The 16,790-nt window shown below is 42.1% G+C and carries 15 protein-coding genes and 1 tRNA gene; 6 read left to right on the top strand and 10 right to left on the bottom strand.

What is annotated here, in order from left to right:
• Nucleotides 1-10: 10 nt before the first annotated feature.
• Nucleotides 11-430, bottom strand: a complete 420-nt coding sequence (gene rbsD / locus R7Q48_RS02475; RefSeq protein ID WP_005382620.1) for a D-ribose pyranase — start codon at nucleotides 428-430, stop codon at nucleotides 11-13.
• A gap of 473 nt (nucleotides 431-903) precedes the next feature.
• Here rbsD and R7Q48_RS02470 point away from each other — a divergent pair, with 473 nt between their 5' ends.
• Nucleotides 904-3,264 carry an EAL domain-containing protein gene (locus tag R7Q48_RS02470; RefSeq protein ID WP_167416090.1) on the top strand — a complete coding sequence of 787 codons (2,361 nt, stop codon included), beginning with the start codon at nucleotides 904-906 and terminating at the stop codon, nucleotides 3,262-3,264.
• Nucleotides 3,265-3,403: 139 nt separating this feature from the next.
• Here R7Q48_RS02470 and R7Q48_RS02465 read toward each other — a convergent pair whose 3' ends face one another.
• Nucleotides 3,404-3,979 carry an imm11 family protein gene (locus R7Q48_RS02465; protein WP_017635389.1) on the bottom strand — a complete coding sequence of 192 codons (576 nt, stop codon included), beginning with the start codon at nucleotides 3,977-3,979 and terminating at the stop codon, nucleotides 3,404-3,406.
• Between the two features lie 853 nt (nucleotides 3,980-4,832).
• Between R7Q48_RS02465 and R7Q48_RS02460 the strand changes: the two genes are divergently transcribed.
• From R7Q48_RS02460 to R7Q48_RS02450, 3 genes are all read left to right on the top strand, one after another.
• Entirely contained in the window at nucleotides 4,833-5,474 is a 642-nt protein-coding gene (locus tag R7Q48_RS02460) for a murein L,D-transpeptidase catalytic domain family protein (RefSeq protein WP_017633652.1), read from the top strand.
• 326 nt (nucleotides 5,475-5,800) lie between these two features.
• Nucleotides 5,801-6,259 carry a hypothetical protein gene (locus tag R7Q48_RS02455; RefSeq protein ID WP_017633653.1) on the top strand — a complete coding sequence of 153 codons (459 nt, stop codon included), beginning with the start codon at nucleotides 5,801-5,803 and terminating at the stop codon, nucleotides 6,257-6,259.
• 86 nt (nucleotides 6,260-6,345) lie between these two features.
• Nucleotides 6,346-6,669, top strand: coding sequence for a hypothetical protein (locus R7Q48_RS02450; RefSeq protein ID WP_005373158.1), 324 nt, complete (start codon nucleotides 6,346-6,348; stop codon nucleotides 6,667-6,669).
• 125 nt (nucleotides 6,670-6,794) lie between these two features.
• Here the strand turns inward: R7Q48_RS02450 and R7Q48_RS02445 are convergent, their stop codons facing one another.
• From R7Q48_RS02445 to R7Q48_RS02435, 3 genes are all read right to left on the bottom strand, one after another.
• On the bottom strand, nucleotides 6,795-7,475 hold the full coding sequence (locus tag R7Q48_RS02445; protein WP_054577812.1) for a DedA family protein: 681 nt from the start codon (nucleotides 7,473-7,475) through the stop codon (nucleotides 6,795-6,797).
• Between the two features lie 50 nt (nucleotides 7,476-7,525).
• Nucleotides 7,526-7,963 carry a hypothetical protein gene (locus R7Q48_RS02440; protein WP_318132138.1) on the bottom strand — a complete coding sequence of 146 codons (438 nt, stop codon included), beginning with the start codon at nucleotides 7,961-7,963 and terminating at the stop codon, nucleotides 7,526-7,528.
• 87 nt (nucleotides 7,964-8,050) lie between these two features.
• On the bottom strand, nucleotides 8,051-8,569 hold the full coding sequence (locus R7Q48_RS02435) for a DUF4136 domain-containing protein (protein WP_053304498.1): 519 nt from the start codon (nucleotides 8,567-8,569) through the stop codon (nucleotides 8,051-8,053).
• Nucleotides 8,570-8,940: 371 nt separating this feature from the next.
• On the opposite strand from R7Q48_RS02435, the gene R7Q48_RS02430 reads away from it, so the two are divergent.
• Nucleotides 8,941-9,015 (top strand) — tRNA-Gly (locus tag R7Q48_RS02430).
• A gap of 16 nt (nucleotides 9,016-9,031) precedes the next feature.
• Here the strand turns inward: R7Q48_RS02430 and R7Q48_RS02425 are convergent.
• Both R7Q48_RS02425 and R7Q48_RS02420 read right to left on the bottom strand, forming a co-directional pair.
• Nucleotides 9,032-9,889: a sterol desaturase family protein gene (locus R7Q48_RS02425; RefSeq protein ID WP_005373167.1), complete on the bottom strand. Its 858-nt coding sequence runs from the start codon at nucleotides 9,887-9,889 to the stop codon at nucleotides 9,032-9,034.
• Nucleotides 9,890-9,896: 7 nt separating this feature from the next.
• Nucleotides 9,897-10,907 carry a DUF2804 domain-containing protein gene (locus R7Q48_RS02420; RefSeq protein ID WP_053307607.1) on the bottom strand — a complete coding sequence of 337 codons (1,011 nt, stop codon included), beginning with the start codon at nucleotides 10,905-10,907 and terminating at the stop codon, nucleotides 9,897-9,899.
• Nucleotides 10,908-11,212: 305 nt separating this feature from the next.
• Between R7Q48_RS02420 and gdhA the strand changes: the two genes are divergently transcribed.
• A complete protein-coding gene (gdhA, locus tag R7Q48_RS02415; protein ID WP_017633658.1) occupies nucleotides 11,213-12,565 on the top strand; it encodes an NADP-specific glutamate dehydrogenase in 1,353 nt (450 codons plus the stop codon).
• A 75-nt stretch (nucleotides 12,566-12,640) separates the two neighbouring features.
• Here gdhA and R7Q48_RS02410 read toward each other — a convergent pair whose 3' ends face one another.
• The 3 genes from R7Q48_RS02410 to R7Q48_RS02400 form a co-directional block, all read right to left on the bottom strand.
• Nucleotides 12,641-13,108 carry an OsmC family protein gene (locus tag R7Q48_RS02410; RefSeq protein WP_017820322.1) on the bottom strand — a complete coding sequence of 156 codons (468 nt, stop codon included), beginning with the start codon at nucleotides 13,106-13,108 and terminating at the stop codon, nucleotides 12,641-12,643.
• A gap of 99 nt (nucleotides 13,109-13,207) precedes the next feature.
• On the bottom strand, nucleotides 13,208-15,565 hold the full coding sequence (locus R7Q48_RS02405) for an ATP-binding protein (RefSeq protein ID WP_318132137.1): 2,358 nt from the start codon (nucleotides 15,563-15,565) through the stop codon (nucleotides 13,208-13,210).
• Complete coding sequence (locus R7Q48_RS02400; protein ID WP_182015896.1) at nucleotides 15,558-16,526, bottom strand: cytochrome-c peroxidase; 969 nt, start codon at nucleotides 16,524-16,526, stop codon at nucleotides 15,558-15,560. Before R7Q48_RS02400 ends, R7Q48_RS02405 begins: the two co-directional genes overlap by 8 nt.
• Between the last annotated feature and the right edge of the window lie 264 nt (nucleotides 16,527-16,790).

Genomic DNA, 16,790 nt, shown 5'->3' with positions numbered 1-16,790 from the left:
TATCTCTGGCTTAAAAAACCACGCCCGCTTGGAAAATAACGTTCGCATATGGCGAGCATTCGCCCGTTCTTACGATAGCGCGACTTTGGGCCGTGCGTGCTTTAAACGCTTCATGTGACACGTAGCTCACCTCAATAGATTTGCCCGTTTCTTCACTCTCTTTGCTCAGTTCGTTGAGCAACGCTTCATGCAAAACTGGGCTTGCATCAGAGAACTCTTCCGCAATGATGACCCCTTCGATTTGGGACTCAGATAGAATTACGCGAACAGTATCAAGAAAACTTGGTACCCCATGCGTTAGCGCCAAATCGATTCGCTGAACATGCTCTGGGATTGGTAGACCAGCATCACATATCGTGATCTCGTCGGTGTGGCCTAGCGTCGCCACCAAGTAAGAAATATCTGAGTTAATTAGGGTACTTTTTTTCATCTCATCGACCTTTCGGTTACACGTTCATACAACCATGAGCGCCTGTTTTAAAATGTTTTCGTTATTAACAGAAAACTCATCGAAACGTTTCGATGAAATAATAATTCGTCATCGCAATTTGACCAGTGTGAGATCGATAAGGTGTGAGAATGATCTGTAATTCAATTGTCATTGAATAGGAAAAGTGCACTTGAGTCACACTTTACCATCGAAACGTTTCGATGACGGTATTTCCCTGTCATTACAGTTAGGTTTTATACAGGGAGGGAGGAAAAGAGACGTCCAACTACTGAGAAAACCTCTAGTTAATAAGCTCGAAACCTTTCACGTCATCACAATTCTTAGATAGCTGCCTGATTTTGGAGAACGCTCACCTTACAATCTGGTTACAATTTGCCAAAACACATCATCCGTTCAGTACCTTACCTGGTACGCGACGTTTGTAGGGACACAAACGGAAACTAAGAACCATAATGAAGTTAAGCAATAGAGTCATTTTGCTTGTCGCGCCAGTGATCTTATTAAGCGCGTTAGTATCTAGCTATATTATTTATAGCATTCAAAAAGTGACGCTCATCAAGCGGGAAGACAGCTATATTCAGTTGCAAATGGAAAAGCTCGCCGGGCAGTTTCGACAAGCAAATATTTTTCTTAATAGTTATGCCTATACGCTCAGTAAAAGTGATGTATTACAAGACTATTTGGTAAATCATAACAACCCCTATCGTGAACGAGTCTTGTTTAACCGATTAGACGAGACCGCTGAAGTATTGAGCCATGGTTACAAAGGCGATGCGAGCATGGCGATCCTCGACGGAAAACAAAACCTTCTCTACTACACAGAAAACAAATATTACGAATCATCGGGCGTGGTCGACCCAAAGGTGTTAGAGTACATATCACGAAGTTTCAATGAGAGAGAGGCTTTCAGTCACACTGGCTTTATTTATAACTCCAGTGGACAAAGCATTCTTCTTCAATATGAGGTCGTCGACAAAAGAACGGGGACTCACCCTTTGAGCTTTGACTCGAAAAATGTGTTTTTTGTGGTAGTTTCCGTATCACTTGAAGCCTTTAACGAGATTAAGCATGAAATCGAGTTTGACACGCACAGCGTGATTACTTTCGCCGACAAACCCATTTATCTTGATATTCCTCTCGCTCAAACCATTGAGCTGCTGCCGCACTTTTATGCCGTGCTTTCTCCTGCCGAATATTTAATGTGGAATAAAGTCGATAAAGTGTGGCTAGAACTTGCTTTCTCCTTTGGCGTAGCGGCGTTTTTCACCATCACATTAATCATTTTGGTGTTGTACCGCTATGTGTTGCGCCCTGTTTCTCGCCTTGATAAGCAGCTGAACGAACTTGAATCTAATCAACGTGACAATATTGAAAAGCTAGAAACAAACGATGAAATAGGACGCCTCTCTGCACGCTTTTTTGATATGTATGAGGAACTTAATGTCATCTATAAAAAGACAAAACGCCTAGCTGAAACGGATCACCTGACGCAACTCGCCAATCGCCATCGTTTTCATGAGCTTGCCACTCGTGAACTTATCTCCCCTTCGCAGTTTCTGTGGGTTGTTTACGTCGATCTTGATAACTTTAAATACGTGAATGATAAATACGGGCATGAATTGGGAGATAACTTATTAAAAGTGTTCTCATCACACATCAAGAATGCCTGTCAAAAGTTCTCGCACGATTACAACAGCCCCTGCTTTGCCGCCAGGTTATCTGGTGACGAATTTGCAATTTTGCTGAGCTCAAATCAAGAGGTAAAACGCTTGCCTGATTTGCTTGCATCAGAGCTGCTAAAACCGATTAGTAATCTCAGTTCATCTTGGAGTAATTCATTTCCCGTTACGGCAAGCGTAGGTATTGCACAATATCCTCAAGACGGTACTGACATCGCGAAGTTACTCTCCAGTGCCGATGCGGCTATGTATCAAGCAAAACGGGCAGGGAAAAATCAATACGCCTATTATTCAGCCGCTCTCAATATTGAGTCTCAAAGACGAAGTCAACTTGAACGTGCGCTCCGAAAAAGCAATGTAGAGGAAGAATTTCACCTTGTTTTTCAACCCTATATGAACAATCGAAGCAACGAAATTGAGGGGTTAGAAGTCTTGTTGCGCTGGGAAGCCGAAGGTATCGGCCCTATCCCTCCAAAGGAGTTTATTCCAATTGCAGAGCAAGCCGGATTATTTGATAAAATTGACCGCTGGGTTTTCGCCAATGCAACGGCGGAATACCATCAATTAAGGAATATTTTCGGTAAGGATATTGTTCTTTCGGTCAATCTTTCATCAGCAGAGCTAAACTCGATAGAAATGGCAAACTACATCCATGAACAAGCGACACTGCACAGTGTTAAACCAGAATGTATTGAGATAGAAATAACCGAAACCTTTGCCGCAGAACAACAAGGCACGGCTCTACTTGATGAGCTATCAAAACGTGGCTACCGTCTTGCAATTGATGACTTTGGTTCTGGTTACACATCGTTAACTCAGCTCGTTCAGTATCCGGTTCAAAAAATCAAATTTGATCGAGAGTTCCTCGTTACATTGATGAAGACCAACAACGGCCATGTGATCAAACCTATTATTGAGCTATGCCATGCCCAGAATAAAACGGTTACAGCAGAAGGTATTGAACACAATATGATGCATGAATGGCTATCGGCATACCGCTGCGACTATATGCAAGGCTATTTATTTGGCAAACCAATGACTAAAGAACAATTGAGCTTGTGGTGGCAATCGGCAAATGACGACAGTCGATTTGATGCGTCCATGGCCAGCTCAATTAGGGTTTCAAGAACATAAGTTAAGGGGAGACGTACAGCTGTCACAACTGTGGCGGCTGTATTTAGTTATATATGAGCTTCATTGATAGATGCTCAGCTTTTGTTCCCCCATACCTATATCTATGACTTTAGTCGAGTAAATCACTATTTATTCGTTTTTAAACCAGCACTTCCTTGAAATCCAAACCGGTCAAATTCAGCGCTTTGACGCTATCGTACAAGCCACCTTTTTTGTCCGTGCAAAACGTTCTGAGCCCAGCACCTTTTACTCTGAACAAGTCAGATTCATTAACGGCTTCTCTATTCAAAACGAGTTTCTTAAACGGTCTAGCACGACTTAGCTTACCATGACGAAGATTATACTCGGTAGCAGAGGTATCAATGGCATCAATTTGAGTGACAATGTTTAATGCTCGCCAAGGCTTTCCTTGTAGATTTAATGGTAAAAATTCGACATTCTCGCTCAACACATCGAGCTTATCCGCAATAGAAGCGGATACAGCAAGAGTAAAAGATCCCCATGCTGCAATATCAGGCCTGGGCAATGGCTTTTCACCCATAACGTCTAACCATTCAATATCAATACTTTTCCAACTGGCTTTAACAGACTCTCCATAGAGTTGGATAGGTTTGCTTGCCGTTACTTGAAGAGACATTTCCAATGGCGACTCTTGCAACATTGCAAAATCATTAACATTGGGAGTGACAATAAACACTTTATTAAATGCTGTCATAACCGTCCTTAAATAAATTCTAGCGCTTTTCTTAATGAGATGAGCGCTTTCACACCAAACCAAACCGAGCATAATAGATAGAGTTTAATTTCATGTTCAAAAATTTAATGAATTAAGATCTGGCGTTCTTATCTTTTAATTTCGAAGTTTTATTATTTATATATTTTAATCCACACGATAGAATTATTTTTTCAATTTTTACTATGTACCCTTCCTTATGTAATCGAATAAATTAGAAAATAAACAGTAGCACGCGTCACTTCACTTTTGTTGAGCTCATCACCCTCACTTAAATGATACATTCACAAGTTCAATTTTTGAACGACTTAGACTTAGCTTTGTCAATCGTGAATTAAAAACAACCGATTCACCGCTGTTTTACTGCCTTTTCTTACCACCCTGTTGTTTATTCATACATTATAAATGCACTTATACACATAACGATTCGGCGTTACGATTTGTTACGAGTTAAGTCACAAACTTTTGAGGTATTGGATAAAGTGTAGAAAAAGAAAACACATTGAAATAAAAAGAGTTTCTAAAGTACGAAAAATAAAACGCCGTTTTTATAAATTAGCAACTTCACAAATATCCTTAAACACAGTTTTATTAATTACATATATCAGATATTATTTACGCCGAAGTTTATAGAAACCATCGTTAAACTTCATATTTTATATAAGTTTCAATCAGTTAGTTTTTAACTCGAAAACTTATCGTCAACCCAATATCAAGCACCTAAGCGTGCAATAAGAAACATTGGGAATAGAATTATATTGATGTGCATGTTGTTTTAACGAATGCATGAAGCAATCGGTAAATTTGTAACACCATAGAGTTTTATTTAGCCAAGATGAAAAAATTAATTATATTATTTACATGTGCGCTGTTGTCTGTATCACCTTTTGCTTTTGCAAAACAATCAGATAACGAACCCAGGGATCATTTACGACCAAAGCAAGTTGAACATGTGTTTAAACAAGCCAAGCTAGATGGCATAGTAGACTTTAAGTTGTTCAGTGACGCTTACATCGCTTATCAGAAGACACCCGATAGAAAGAAGTCGGTACTAACGATCATCGACTATAGTAAACCATCAACTGAAAAGCGTTTTTATGTGGTGGATTTAGATAAAAAGAAGCTAATCTACAATACGTATGTTTCTCACGGCGTGAACAGCGGAAAGAAAACAGCGACACAGTTTTCAAATGTCGTGAACTCGCGAAAAACATCATTGGGCACTTTTTTGACTGATACCACTTACTACGGCTCAAATGGCTATTCACTTCGATTAGATGGGCTAAGCTCTGGATTAAACGACAAAGCTCGCGAGCGTTACATTGTCGTGCACGGTGCCGATTACGCAAACCCTTCCTTCATCAAGAAGAATGGATACCTCGGACGCAGTTGGGGTTGCCCTGCTTTGCCAGAGAAGTTGTCTCGCGAGATCATTGACACCATAAAAGGCGGCAGCGTTATTTACGCAAGCGCATAATATCGATGCGACACATATGGGGAAGAAAAAGAAGATTCTATTTCTTCCCTAGTAATAATCCTGTTAGCTTAATCGTCCTGTGCAACGACTCTCTTTCCATTTTCGCTTACTCGAAAGCGAAAATTATTGTGTTATTCGCTGATATACCTAAGTGCGATCAGAAAACTCTGTTCATCCCCCTTCCATCTCGTTAGTATACGCTGAGTTGATCAGACACTGGCTTTCATCGTTATCATAGTTCCACTAAGATTCCTTAATCATGGTGGGTAACTGTGGCTTTATATGTTTAGGGTTACTTCTTGCGTTATCTACACCGTTTATTATTGATGCTTTCTTTGTCCCTGCTCTCAGGGCTCATCACAGCTTCATATGCGCATGAGTGGCACCACACCAAACATTACACTTCCGAGCGCCTACTTAAACTCTCTCAACAGGACGATTTTGAGCTAGCACACACTGATTTTCATGCCTCAGCTTCTCTGAGCTCTTGGGGTTCAGAAAGTTACTACCTACATATAAAGCGCGAGTTGTTCGGGCTTGTCTCCTGTCGCCGAACATCAGCTACTGATGGCGTTTTATCATCAGATTTTACTCCTGATTATTTTTTACTTATTGCTTTCTCTTCTCCACCACTACTGGAGTTGGCAAAACAAGCATCTCGCTTACCTCTAGACAGTTATGGCGGACTCATGAGTCAACGCTCTCTTTATCGCCTCTCAGGAAGAAAGGAAGCGAACTTAATGTACGTCTTTACTCATGGTCGCAACGCCTTCTCTGTTGTTTAACTTTTTATGACATACAGAGAACACGAAAATGTAACGATAAGAACCAATATGCTCATTGTTACTAGAACCAATTTGAGGTCCATATAATGACAAGAATCGCTACAACCATCGCACTAGCATTACTATTTGCAGCGGGCTCAACCTTAGCAAACACAGAAACTAAGCCAGAAGAAATGAGTAACGACACTCTGTTAGAGTGTGCCAACGTTTCTAACGCACGTATTGCAGTTCCGGAACACAGAGCGATGTTCAGACACTACTTAATGTCTGAGAGAGACTACAGCTTTGACCAGCTATCGTCTGCCGAACTTGAATTTAAAGCAGCAGATAAGAATGAGTCTGAAGTAGAGAACATCTACAAGTCTCAGTGCAAAGAAGTTGGCGAATACCTATATAGCATTGGCTATTAAATTCGAAACCCTAACGACACTCAAAAAGAAAGGCGCAATGTATGCGCCTTTCTTTTTACTGACAAAAACCTGTCGATTAGAGGTCTAATCTGCATACAAGCTTAAAAGTGCAAATCAAAGTAAACTTATTGGGAAAACTCTGACACATCCTTGGGTTTACAGGTCGCTCGACGTGCTTTAACAAACAAGAAACTAAGCACTCCAATCACAAGAGTAATTATTGGTGCCGCCATTAATAGCATTGTGATTGCTTTGCTCATATTTTCTGGTAGCAAAGGAAGTAATGAACCAAAACCGCATAATATCAGCGTCCATAAAATCGCACTCAGCCACGCAAAGTAATGGAATTTACTAATACGTTTCACTCGCAACCCCATCATTAATGGCAATAGGGAACGAACAACCGGAATAAACCGCGCGCACAAAAGCGCAACCAATCCATGTTTACTGAGTAATACGTCGACTTGTTCCAAACGCTTTTGAGGAACCGCACTCACCCAGCCTTGAACCTTAGGTAAGCGATTTAGCCACTTGCCTTGTAAATAAGCCGCCCAACTTCCCAACCCCGCACTAACAGCTATCACCAACATGATCATAATTGGGTCAAGGACGCCAACCGCCGCCAGCGTACCGGATAATACGACGACACTGTCGCATGGGAAAGGTGCAGCAGGAATAAAACCACTTTCCAAAAAGATACTCACAGCAACAACAAAATAAACCAAACCTGCACTGCCTGGCGCCATTAACGCCGTGAAATCTTGATGCCAAAAAGCACTCAAGACCTGAATGATCGAATCAAACATAAACCGCTCCTAAGCATAATTAACCAAAAGTTGCAAAAACATGGAATGTGTTAGCGAGCATGTATAAAGCGGTATATGAAATTCGACTCTTTTCTCACGCCGATTCTGTATTTAGAGTGAGTAAAAATACTTTCAATACAACAACCTAAAGCCTCATTACCGATGCGTTTTAGCCGCTTCATCGAGTAAATTGCCGAACGATGCGCCCACCATGCTACATCAAGCATTTCAAACCATTCGGGTTCTACATCGTCGTTCGAGCTCATTTCCTTAGCATGGCTAACCCTCAATACATTCCGGCAGTTTAAACTCGGAAAGTCTTGCTGTATTGAAGAGATGGGATGTTCTGAAAAGTGCTTCGACTTAGCGTCAACAGCGATATTCTGGTTATGAACGGAAAGAAAATTTGGGTGTGAGTACGCAAGGCTCATGCTCGGAGCCAACAAGCAGAAAAGTAGTCCGAGTAAAGCAATCAGAGTCGTACGCACAAAGGTAACCAGAACCAAAATGATAAGTTCTTTTAACCCTGTGCGTAACTATTGGCAATTAGTATTCTTAATCGTTAAGAATACTAATTATTTTTCACCGTAAGGGTAGCTTTCAAACATCTTCGCGATTTCTTCTTGGATGAGAGATTCTCTTTTCTCAGAGCTCATTGACTCAGACAGTTTACGACTTGAAACGCCTTTCCAAACGACTTGATTAGCCTTTGCATCAACCAGTTCAACCACCAACTTCCCATACTTACGCTCTTTATATCTTTCTGGGCTTGAAGTGATCACACCAAAGCTATTCCAGCCATAGCCAAAGCTCACCGACGATCCTGAAGAAACAAGCTCGGATTCTTCTACGATATCATGATGTACGTAAAGGTCACCGCCACTATTTACCTTATTTAAACCCTTACCCTCAAGCTGTTCAGCAAGCCCTTGCTCAATACGTCGACCATCAATACTGGTAGGAGCTTCCGCCTGAGCACCGAAGTCAAACGTTCTGTAAGCTGAAAAGTCGGCTTGTTTATCTACATCGGTTGTCACGGTCGTACAAGCAGATACCAGCATCACCACCAACCCTAATATCAAACCTCTCATCATGTTAAATCTCCTTTGGTTAAGCTGACTGTTTCAGCAGAATTACCCTGTGTTATACATACGCATCAACAGTAAAAAGTAATCATTTCAATATCTAGTCTTGACCATGAAACGTGACTGTTCAATAAACGAGATTAACCTTTGCACAAAAAATCTTGAATACCATCAACATCTAAACACCTAAGAATTCGGTGTTTACGACCTAATTGGAAGCCTCTAGGCTTAGTAACGAAATCGCGAGTGCCACAAAAAACCAGAGACAATGAACACTTTAACATCAGTCCGCTACTTTTTTAGGCAACTGACAAACATTTGATGAGAAAAGACTTTTCTTTTTCGTCCAGTGTGGCATATTAACCGAGTCCTATCGATGCGCGGGCATCGTATAATGGCTATTACCTCAGCCTTCCAAGCTGATGATGCGGGTTCGATTCCCGCTGCCCGCTCCAATCTCTTTATCTCAATTTACTCATAAAAATCCGATGGCGGAGCGAACAAACGGCGGCAGCGTTGTTTCCATGATAAGTTTGGTCGAGTTACGTCATAAAACATGTCTTTCCATTCTGCAAACGTCACGCGGATGGGATTAAAGCTGTTTACAGGTTTAGAAACCCCATACCGAACCGTTTCCACCTCTGGTTCAAACGTTCCGAACATTCGATCCCAAATAATTAATACACCCGCATAATTTTTGTCGATGTACTGACGGTTCACACCATGATGAACGCGATGGTGAGACGGCGTGTTAAATACCCACTCTAGTGGCCCGAGCGAACGAATTGATTGGGTGTGAACAAAAAACTGTAAGCCCAGATTAAACAACACAACGAAGACAACCCATTTTGGCTCAAAACCAATAATCACCAAGGGCAACCAAAAAATCCACATCCCCGCTAGCGGATACATTAAACTTTGACGAAAGGCGGTACTGAAGTTCATTCTTTCCGAACTGTGATGAACAACGTGCGCGGCCCACATCCAACGAATACGATGGCTAGCCCGATGAAACCAGTAATAGAAAAAATCTTGCAGGACAACAAGTAAAAGAAAAGCTGAGACGCTCATTTCGATATCAAACAAACGCCAATCAAACCACCACAAATACAACTGAGCAATCAGTAAACCCGTGAGTATGTCTGTCGCTTGGTGTAAGCCCGCAAGAACAAAATTACACGCTACTTCAGGGAAGTAATACGTTGCGCTTTCAGGCAAGCGTCCCCTTCTTTGTCCGAACCAATATTCGGCAAGCATGCAGAAAAAGAAAACTGGAGCCAGAATCATCAGAAGTAATTCTGGGCGGTCCATCAACTGCGTCCAATCCATTGTGTTTCTACCATTTTGCATAGTGATCTTCAGTAAGACCCATAACTTCTTCTAACTGATGTTTGATGCCATTTCCATCGATAAGATAGCCAGAGAAATAACCGATATACTGACGAAAGTTACTTTTGAGAAGCCAAAAATTTTTCTTCTCTGAGCGTCGATTCAAAGGCGTGAACTGTAAGTTAACTCGTTTATCTTCAGACGTAATATGCCACTTTTGCCCTTCATCACTTCGTGAAAACTGAAACTGCACAGGTTGCAAAAAGTGACGCTGACCATTAATCCACAATACATTTTCGCAATAGCCAGTTTCATTAACGCCAGCTGCCAAGTTCAACCCCAGACGCCTGTCATCCTCAAAGCAATTGATACTCGCCCAGCGCCAACTTGTTTCTCGCCGCATGTACCCAGCGGAAAAATCGTAACCAGCAGCCACCTCTGAAAGATCTTGCTCTTTTCCTAATATGAACAAGTTACCGTCTACTGCTAACGCATTGTGCTTCTGAGTATATGTCCAACCCGCATAACCTGTTGGCGTACACAACATTAATGGCAAACTCATGTTTTCTGGACGTAAATAGAGATCCGCATTGACTGACTCTGTCACAAAGTGGACGTGCCAAATACCATCCTTAATAGAAAACTGAACTCTTTTGTTAGCAAGATGGGCAAGACTGCACCAACTGGAAGGCTGAGTTTGATAACCTATATTAAAAGGTTTCAACCATTGTTGCTCAATCAACTTATTCTTTTTAATATCAAACAGGTAGCAAAAGCCGGATGCTAAATACCGTATATCAGCAATCGCTACTCCAATGACGTAATCAGGTGTGACCAAATTGACGAACTGAAACTGCTTATAATCGCGGTAACGGCGCCACTTAGACACTGGCTTATCCATCTCATCGAGGTAAGTAAATTTATCTAGCTGTAACGATGTTGGAATTCCATCAAGGTGGCCAAACGCTGGTAGACCATTCTGCTGAATAAACGAGTTCAGAACCTTAAGCTCATCCATATAGTTGTCTTTTCACAAGTTATCACACACACAAACTTTAACATGACGTTAACATAAACAATTTGCGTAACTGCACAACAACATCGACTAAAGTGATTTCTGCTTGTTATATGTGAAACTGATCACTCAACCACCCGCTTACTTAGCTCGCCCTACCTATCTCAACCAACACTGCCTGGGTTAGAAGCTGCACATTCTCATCCGCAGGAAAGACCACTACAACCATTGAATCTTGGTCAAAATCACTATTTAATGGAAATACATTCATATAAACTGATTGCTTATTCACATCAAGGAAGAAATCTATGTCATACATACACGATACTATTGTTGCGTTGCAACACAGTAGCCCTGCGCAAAAAGAATTTTACCAAGCGGTAGAAGAAGTATTAACTTCTCTCGCGCCGGTAATAGAAGGCAATAATAAATATAAGGAACAAGCGATTATCCAGAGGATCGTCGAGCCAGAACGTCAAATCATGTTTCGAGTTCCTTGGGTTGATGATGCTGGAAATGTGCAAGTAAACAAAGGTTATCGAGTTGAATTCAACTCTGCTTTGGGGCCGTACAAAGGAGGATTGAGATTCCATCACTCAGTCAATGCGAGCATCATAAAATTTCTCGGCTTTGAGCAAATCTTTAAAAACGCACTGACTGGCCTTCCTATCGGTGGCGGCAAAGGCGGTTCAAACTTCGATCCTAAAGGAAAATCCGACGGCGAGATCATGCGATTTTGCCAATCATTTATGAACGAGTTGTACCGTCATATCGGTCCTGCCACCGATGTTCCCGCAGGCGATATCGGCGTCGGGGCGCGCGAAATTGGCTATATGTTTGGTCAATACAAACGATTGACGGGGCGCTACGAAGGTGTGCTTACAGGCAAGAGTCTGCTTTGGGGGGGCTCACTCGCCAGAAAAGAAGCGACAGGATATGGCGCCGTCTATTTTGCAGAATGCATGCTCAACGACCGCAACGATTCATTGAAAGGGAAAACTTGCCTCGTTTCTGGTGCTGGCAACGTGGCTATCTACGCCATTGAAAAACTGTACCATATGGGAGCAACGCCGGTTACATGCAGCGACTCTCGAGGTACGATCTATCATGAGCACGGTATTGATCTTAAGCTCCTCAAACAACTGAAAGAAGTGAAAAGAGCAAGCTTAGAAGAATATTTAGAAACTTACCCTGAAGCAGAATACACACCAGAGGGCGACTATCCTAATGAAGGGCATGCTGTTTGGCGATATCAGGCTGATGCTGCCTTCCCTTGTGCGACTCAAAATGAATTAACGTCAGACGACGCACTGGCTCTTATCGAAAACGGATGTATTTTGATTAGTGAAGGGGCGAACATGCCAACCACCCGTGATGCTGCCAATATTATCGTGGACTCAGACATAGCTTATGGGCCTGCCAAAGCAGCCAATGCTGGCGGTGTTGCAACCAGTCAACTTGAAATGGCGCAAAACGCCAGCATGCAAAACTGGACGTTTGAACAAGTGGATAGTCAGTTGCAAACCATCATGAAAAATATTTTCATCAATGCAAACGAAACCAGTAAAGAGTTTGGCCAACCTGGAAATTTAGTTTTAGGCGCCAACATTGCAGGCTTTAGAAAAGTCGCTGATGCAATGATTGAGCAAGGTGTCGTCTAGATGAACGAGCCAGCAGGATGACTGCTGGCTTAATATAACTCTGTAATAGGCCGCGCTTTCGATAAAGAGCTTCACTTAATTCGCAATAAGCGTTGTCACTTCTGTTTTAACGGAGTTGGCGATAAAGCAATTCTCATGGGCCATGTGGTGCAGTTTTTCTAATTGAGATGGTGTCGGTTGTTTTTCACCTGAAAATGTTATCTTAGGGTTTAACGTTACCTTTGATACCCACTCTTTTCCGTTTTCGCCTTTTTCAAGCTCCCCTACCGCTTCATCGAAGTAACTGTCCACAACATAACGTCGCTTTGCTGCAATAGACAGGAAAACGAGCATATGACAACTAGAAAGTGCCGCGACAAACGCTTCTTCTGGATCAACGTTTTCTTCTACGGATAGTGGTAATGGCACTACGTGGGGAGATGGAGATGCTGGGACTTGCAACCCTCCATCAAATTGCCAAATGTGTGCCCGACTATACTTATTATCACTAAACTCTTCGCCAGCTTTACGATGCCATTTGATTAAAGCGGAATGCTTACTCATTCTAACTCCCTGATTTTCCGACGACGAATCAACACTATCCGTCCTTGCCACAGTAAACCACAACAAAATGAGTTAAGGAAAGCATCGCACTCACAGGGACTATAAAATCTGTTGAGGATCGGCATTGTTCTTCTGGATATCATCCAAAAGTCTATGAGACTGATGGATGTTGACCTGTAACCGATTGATCAGCATCTGCAACTGCTCAATCTCGGGACTTTGGTTGGCTTTAAGTTGAGTTTCCAGGGCCTCCGTTTGGCTCGCCAAAATAGGTAAACTTAGGTTCAGTGCCATCCCTTTCGTTTTGTGCAACGTCAGCTCTAATGAAGCAAAGTCTTCAGCCATAAAGTATTCAATAAGTTCATCAACCGAAGTCTCAAAATCGACAATAATGCTTTTTAGCAACTCGTCGAGCGCTTCTGGCTCATCTCGTAAAGAAGTAAACATGCCTGAATGGGAGAGTTCTTCCTCTGTTAACCTTAAGTTCTCGATTGGCTTACGTTGCAATTGAAGCACATTGCTGTCACTCGTTAGTGGCGGATTCTGTTTCGGTTCGAGTCTGGCGGCAAACTGTTTGAGAGCGTCTGAAAAGCTCTCATGCTGTAGCGGTTTCGTAAGCACATGGTCTGCTCCTGCTTCAATAAAGCTATCGTGAGCTTCACGAAATACGTCTGCCGTGTACGCAAAGAGTAATGTCTTGATACCTAACTCTTGTCGGATAACGCGTGTCGCCTCAACGCCATTCATCTCGGGCATATGGTTGTCCATCAAGATCAGGTCGTACTCGTTCTCTTTCGCCTTTTTAACCGCGATTAATCCATTTTCTGCAACTTCCACTTCATGCCCAAGTTTTTCGCAAAACCCTTTTGCCACAATGGCATTCACACGGTTATCATCAGCAAGTAGTATCTTTAAATGGTTTGATTTTGCGCGAGGTTTCGGTGCTTCTTGCTGCTTTTTCGGAGCAGATTCTACCCAAGGAATCGGCAACTCAACGATAAATTGACTTCCAACGCCTTCTATACTCTTCAGAGTAATATGGCCACCCATCAAATCGGTTAGTTTTTTGACGATGGCTAACCCAAGCCCTGTTCCGCCGAACCTTCGAGTCGTTGATGAGTCTGCTTGCTCAAACGAGTTAAAAATATGCTCGTGCTTGTCTGGCGCAATACCAATACCGGTGTCGCTCACGCGCATGACCAACAACTGATTCGATTCATCTAACTCGGTTCTAACCAGCACATGCCCTTCATTGGTAAACTTCACCGCGTTACCGGCGAGATTAAACAAGATCTGTCGTAAACGCGCACAATCCCCAGTAAATTCAGTATATTCAGAAACCTCGTTTTCCAAGATTAACTCGATATTTTTTTCATCAACAAGTGGCTTTATTGCGCTACACACTGGAGAAAGCACTTGATCGAGCTTAAACTTAGCTTGCTCAAATTCCAGTTTGTTTTCTTCAACTTTAGAAAAATCCAAAATATCGTTGAGGATAGTCATCAGATGCTGGCCAGAGTCAAGAATAACCCTAATGTGCTCTTTCGTCGTCGGCTCTTTGGTCTCTTCTGCAATCATTTGAGAAAGCCCTAGTACACCATTCATCGGCGTCCTTAGTTCGTGACTCATTGCAGCGAGAAAATTTGATTTCGCTTTTGCCGCTCGCTCGGCTTTGTTTCTCGCCTCTTCAATTTCAAGATTCAACTGTTTTAAGTTATGCATTCGGTGATGTGACTGATAAACAAACGCGCTAACTAGAAACATCACCGCAATAAATACAAACAACCACGTAAAACGCGCCTCACTTTGAGCAATATTGAGTAACCGATGCTCTGAGCTTTCGACAAACTCAATATAAGTGTGATCAAGCAGTTCATTCGTCAGCAATTCAATTCTTTTATCACTCGTTTGAAGCCGTTTAAGGAAGTTCGCTTCCTTTTCACTCTCAACTTCAGTTTGTGTTAGAAGCAACTGGTTGAGAAATTCAAAATAACGACTGCCACCCAATGATTGGCCGCGCTCGGTAGAAACATCTTGCTGATATAAATTGAACAACATGAGTAATGCATACCGATTTTCTACCTGAACACCAATTAACATATCAAGCTTCAACGTTGTTTGAAGCACTCGCTCCTTAAACTGTTCAAGCGTATCCCTAACTTTTATACGATTGGGTGTCACGGGAAACCAAACTGATGCCTTTGATGATTCCAACAGTGCCTGTGCTGCGATTTCTATCTCTACTAAAGATGTTGTTAACTCATAGTTTTTCCTATCTTCAACGGCATATCGGTTCACGATAACATCACGCTCTTCAATCAACTCATGTCCGATATTCATTAGCCCTGCATGAAATTCTTGAGCGTTTTTTGAATTCATATACGACATATACGCCAGTGTGCAGCACGTCAGTATCCCAATAAAAAAGCAAAAGTTGATCAGTTTGAATTTATTCATTTTCCAACACCTCTAAAATTATGGGTCTAGGTGCTGTCAACGACTGCAAGAATGCTTCAATGTCCGCGACATTCTCATCGTTCATCGTTATACCGAGCTGGGTTTTAGCCATGATTTGTATCGCGTCGGATAACTTATCGACTTGCCCATTATGAAAATAAGGACTCGTTAGCGCGACATTGCGTAAACTGGCTACTCTAAAATAGAATCGCTCTTCATCTTCTATCGTAACGAGTTGCCTGCCCGAGTCCTCTACTACTGGCTTATCCTTGAAATAGGCGAACCTTTGGATCATCGCTCCGCCGATATTTTTGCCCTGATGACACTGCACACAACCTGAAGTCTGAAATGTTTTCCAACCTCTGATTTGCTGTTCACTCAGTACATGCGTGTAACCCAATAAGTAAGCATCGAATGGTGCGCCAGGCGTCTGCAGCCCTTCAACAAACTCCACAATAGCGGACTTGATATTATGAACGTTAATCGGCAATTCACCGTCACGATTAAATAGAGCTTGATAATGTTCACTCTCTTTTACATATTGCTGTATTGTTTGCCAGTTTGAGTCCATTTCCATTGGATTATGGATTGGACCATCAATCTGAGCCATCAAGGTGTTTTCCGTACCATCCCATAAAAAACGATAATTTAACGCTGCATTAAACACTGTTATAGAATTTCTAATTCCATCACCTTTCACCCCCGTAGAGACTGGTGTATTTTCAGCGCCATTGGTTTGCAGATTGTGGCATGTCGCGCAGCTGACATTACCATTTGACGATAATTGAGGATCGCGGAAGAGATGCCAGCCAATTCTCGCTAGCTTAATATCTACATTAGGATCACCCTGTATGGGCTGAACTAGAGAGATATCACCTAACATCTTCGCGTTTCTTGCGATTGTTGTTTGGCTCAAAATGAGTGTTACAACAGCTAGTGCGATTGCGCTGAATTGCCTCATCAACTACATACCTTAAACTTGTCATTGATATGAATTTAGTTGCATTTTGGCATTTTTTCCACCGACAGGAAGTTGAAAAACCGAGTTAAGTATTGCTTTGTTTAAGGCTTTGGTTGAAGAGAGAGTAATAAGGCGAATAGGAAGAAATCGATCGCCTTATGAGTAGCTAACGTATTGAAGTCTGAGTTTAGTGTAGAAAAGCCAAAAACCGTTGAAACCAAGTCACCTCTCCATAGGAGATCAGATCGAAAATAGTAAAGAAAA

Source organism: Vibrio sp. 378, from assembly GCF_033339435.1.
The sequence above is the reverse complement of the archived record's forward strand: the minus strand, read 5'-3'. Positions and strand labels throughout refer to the sequence as shown.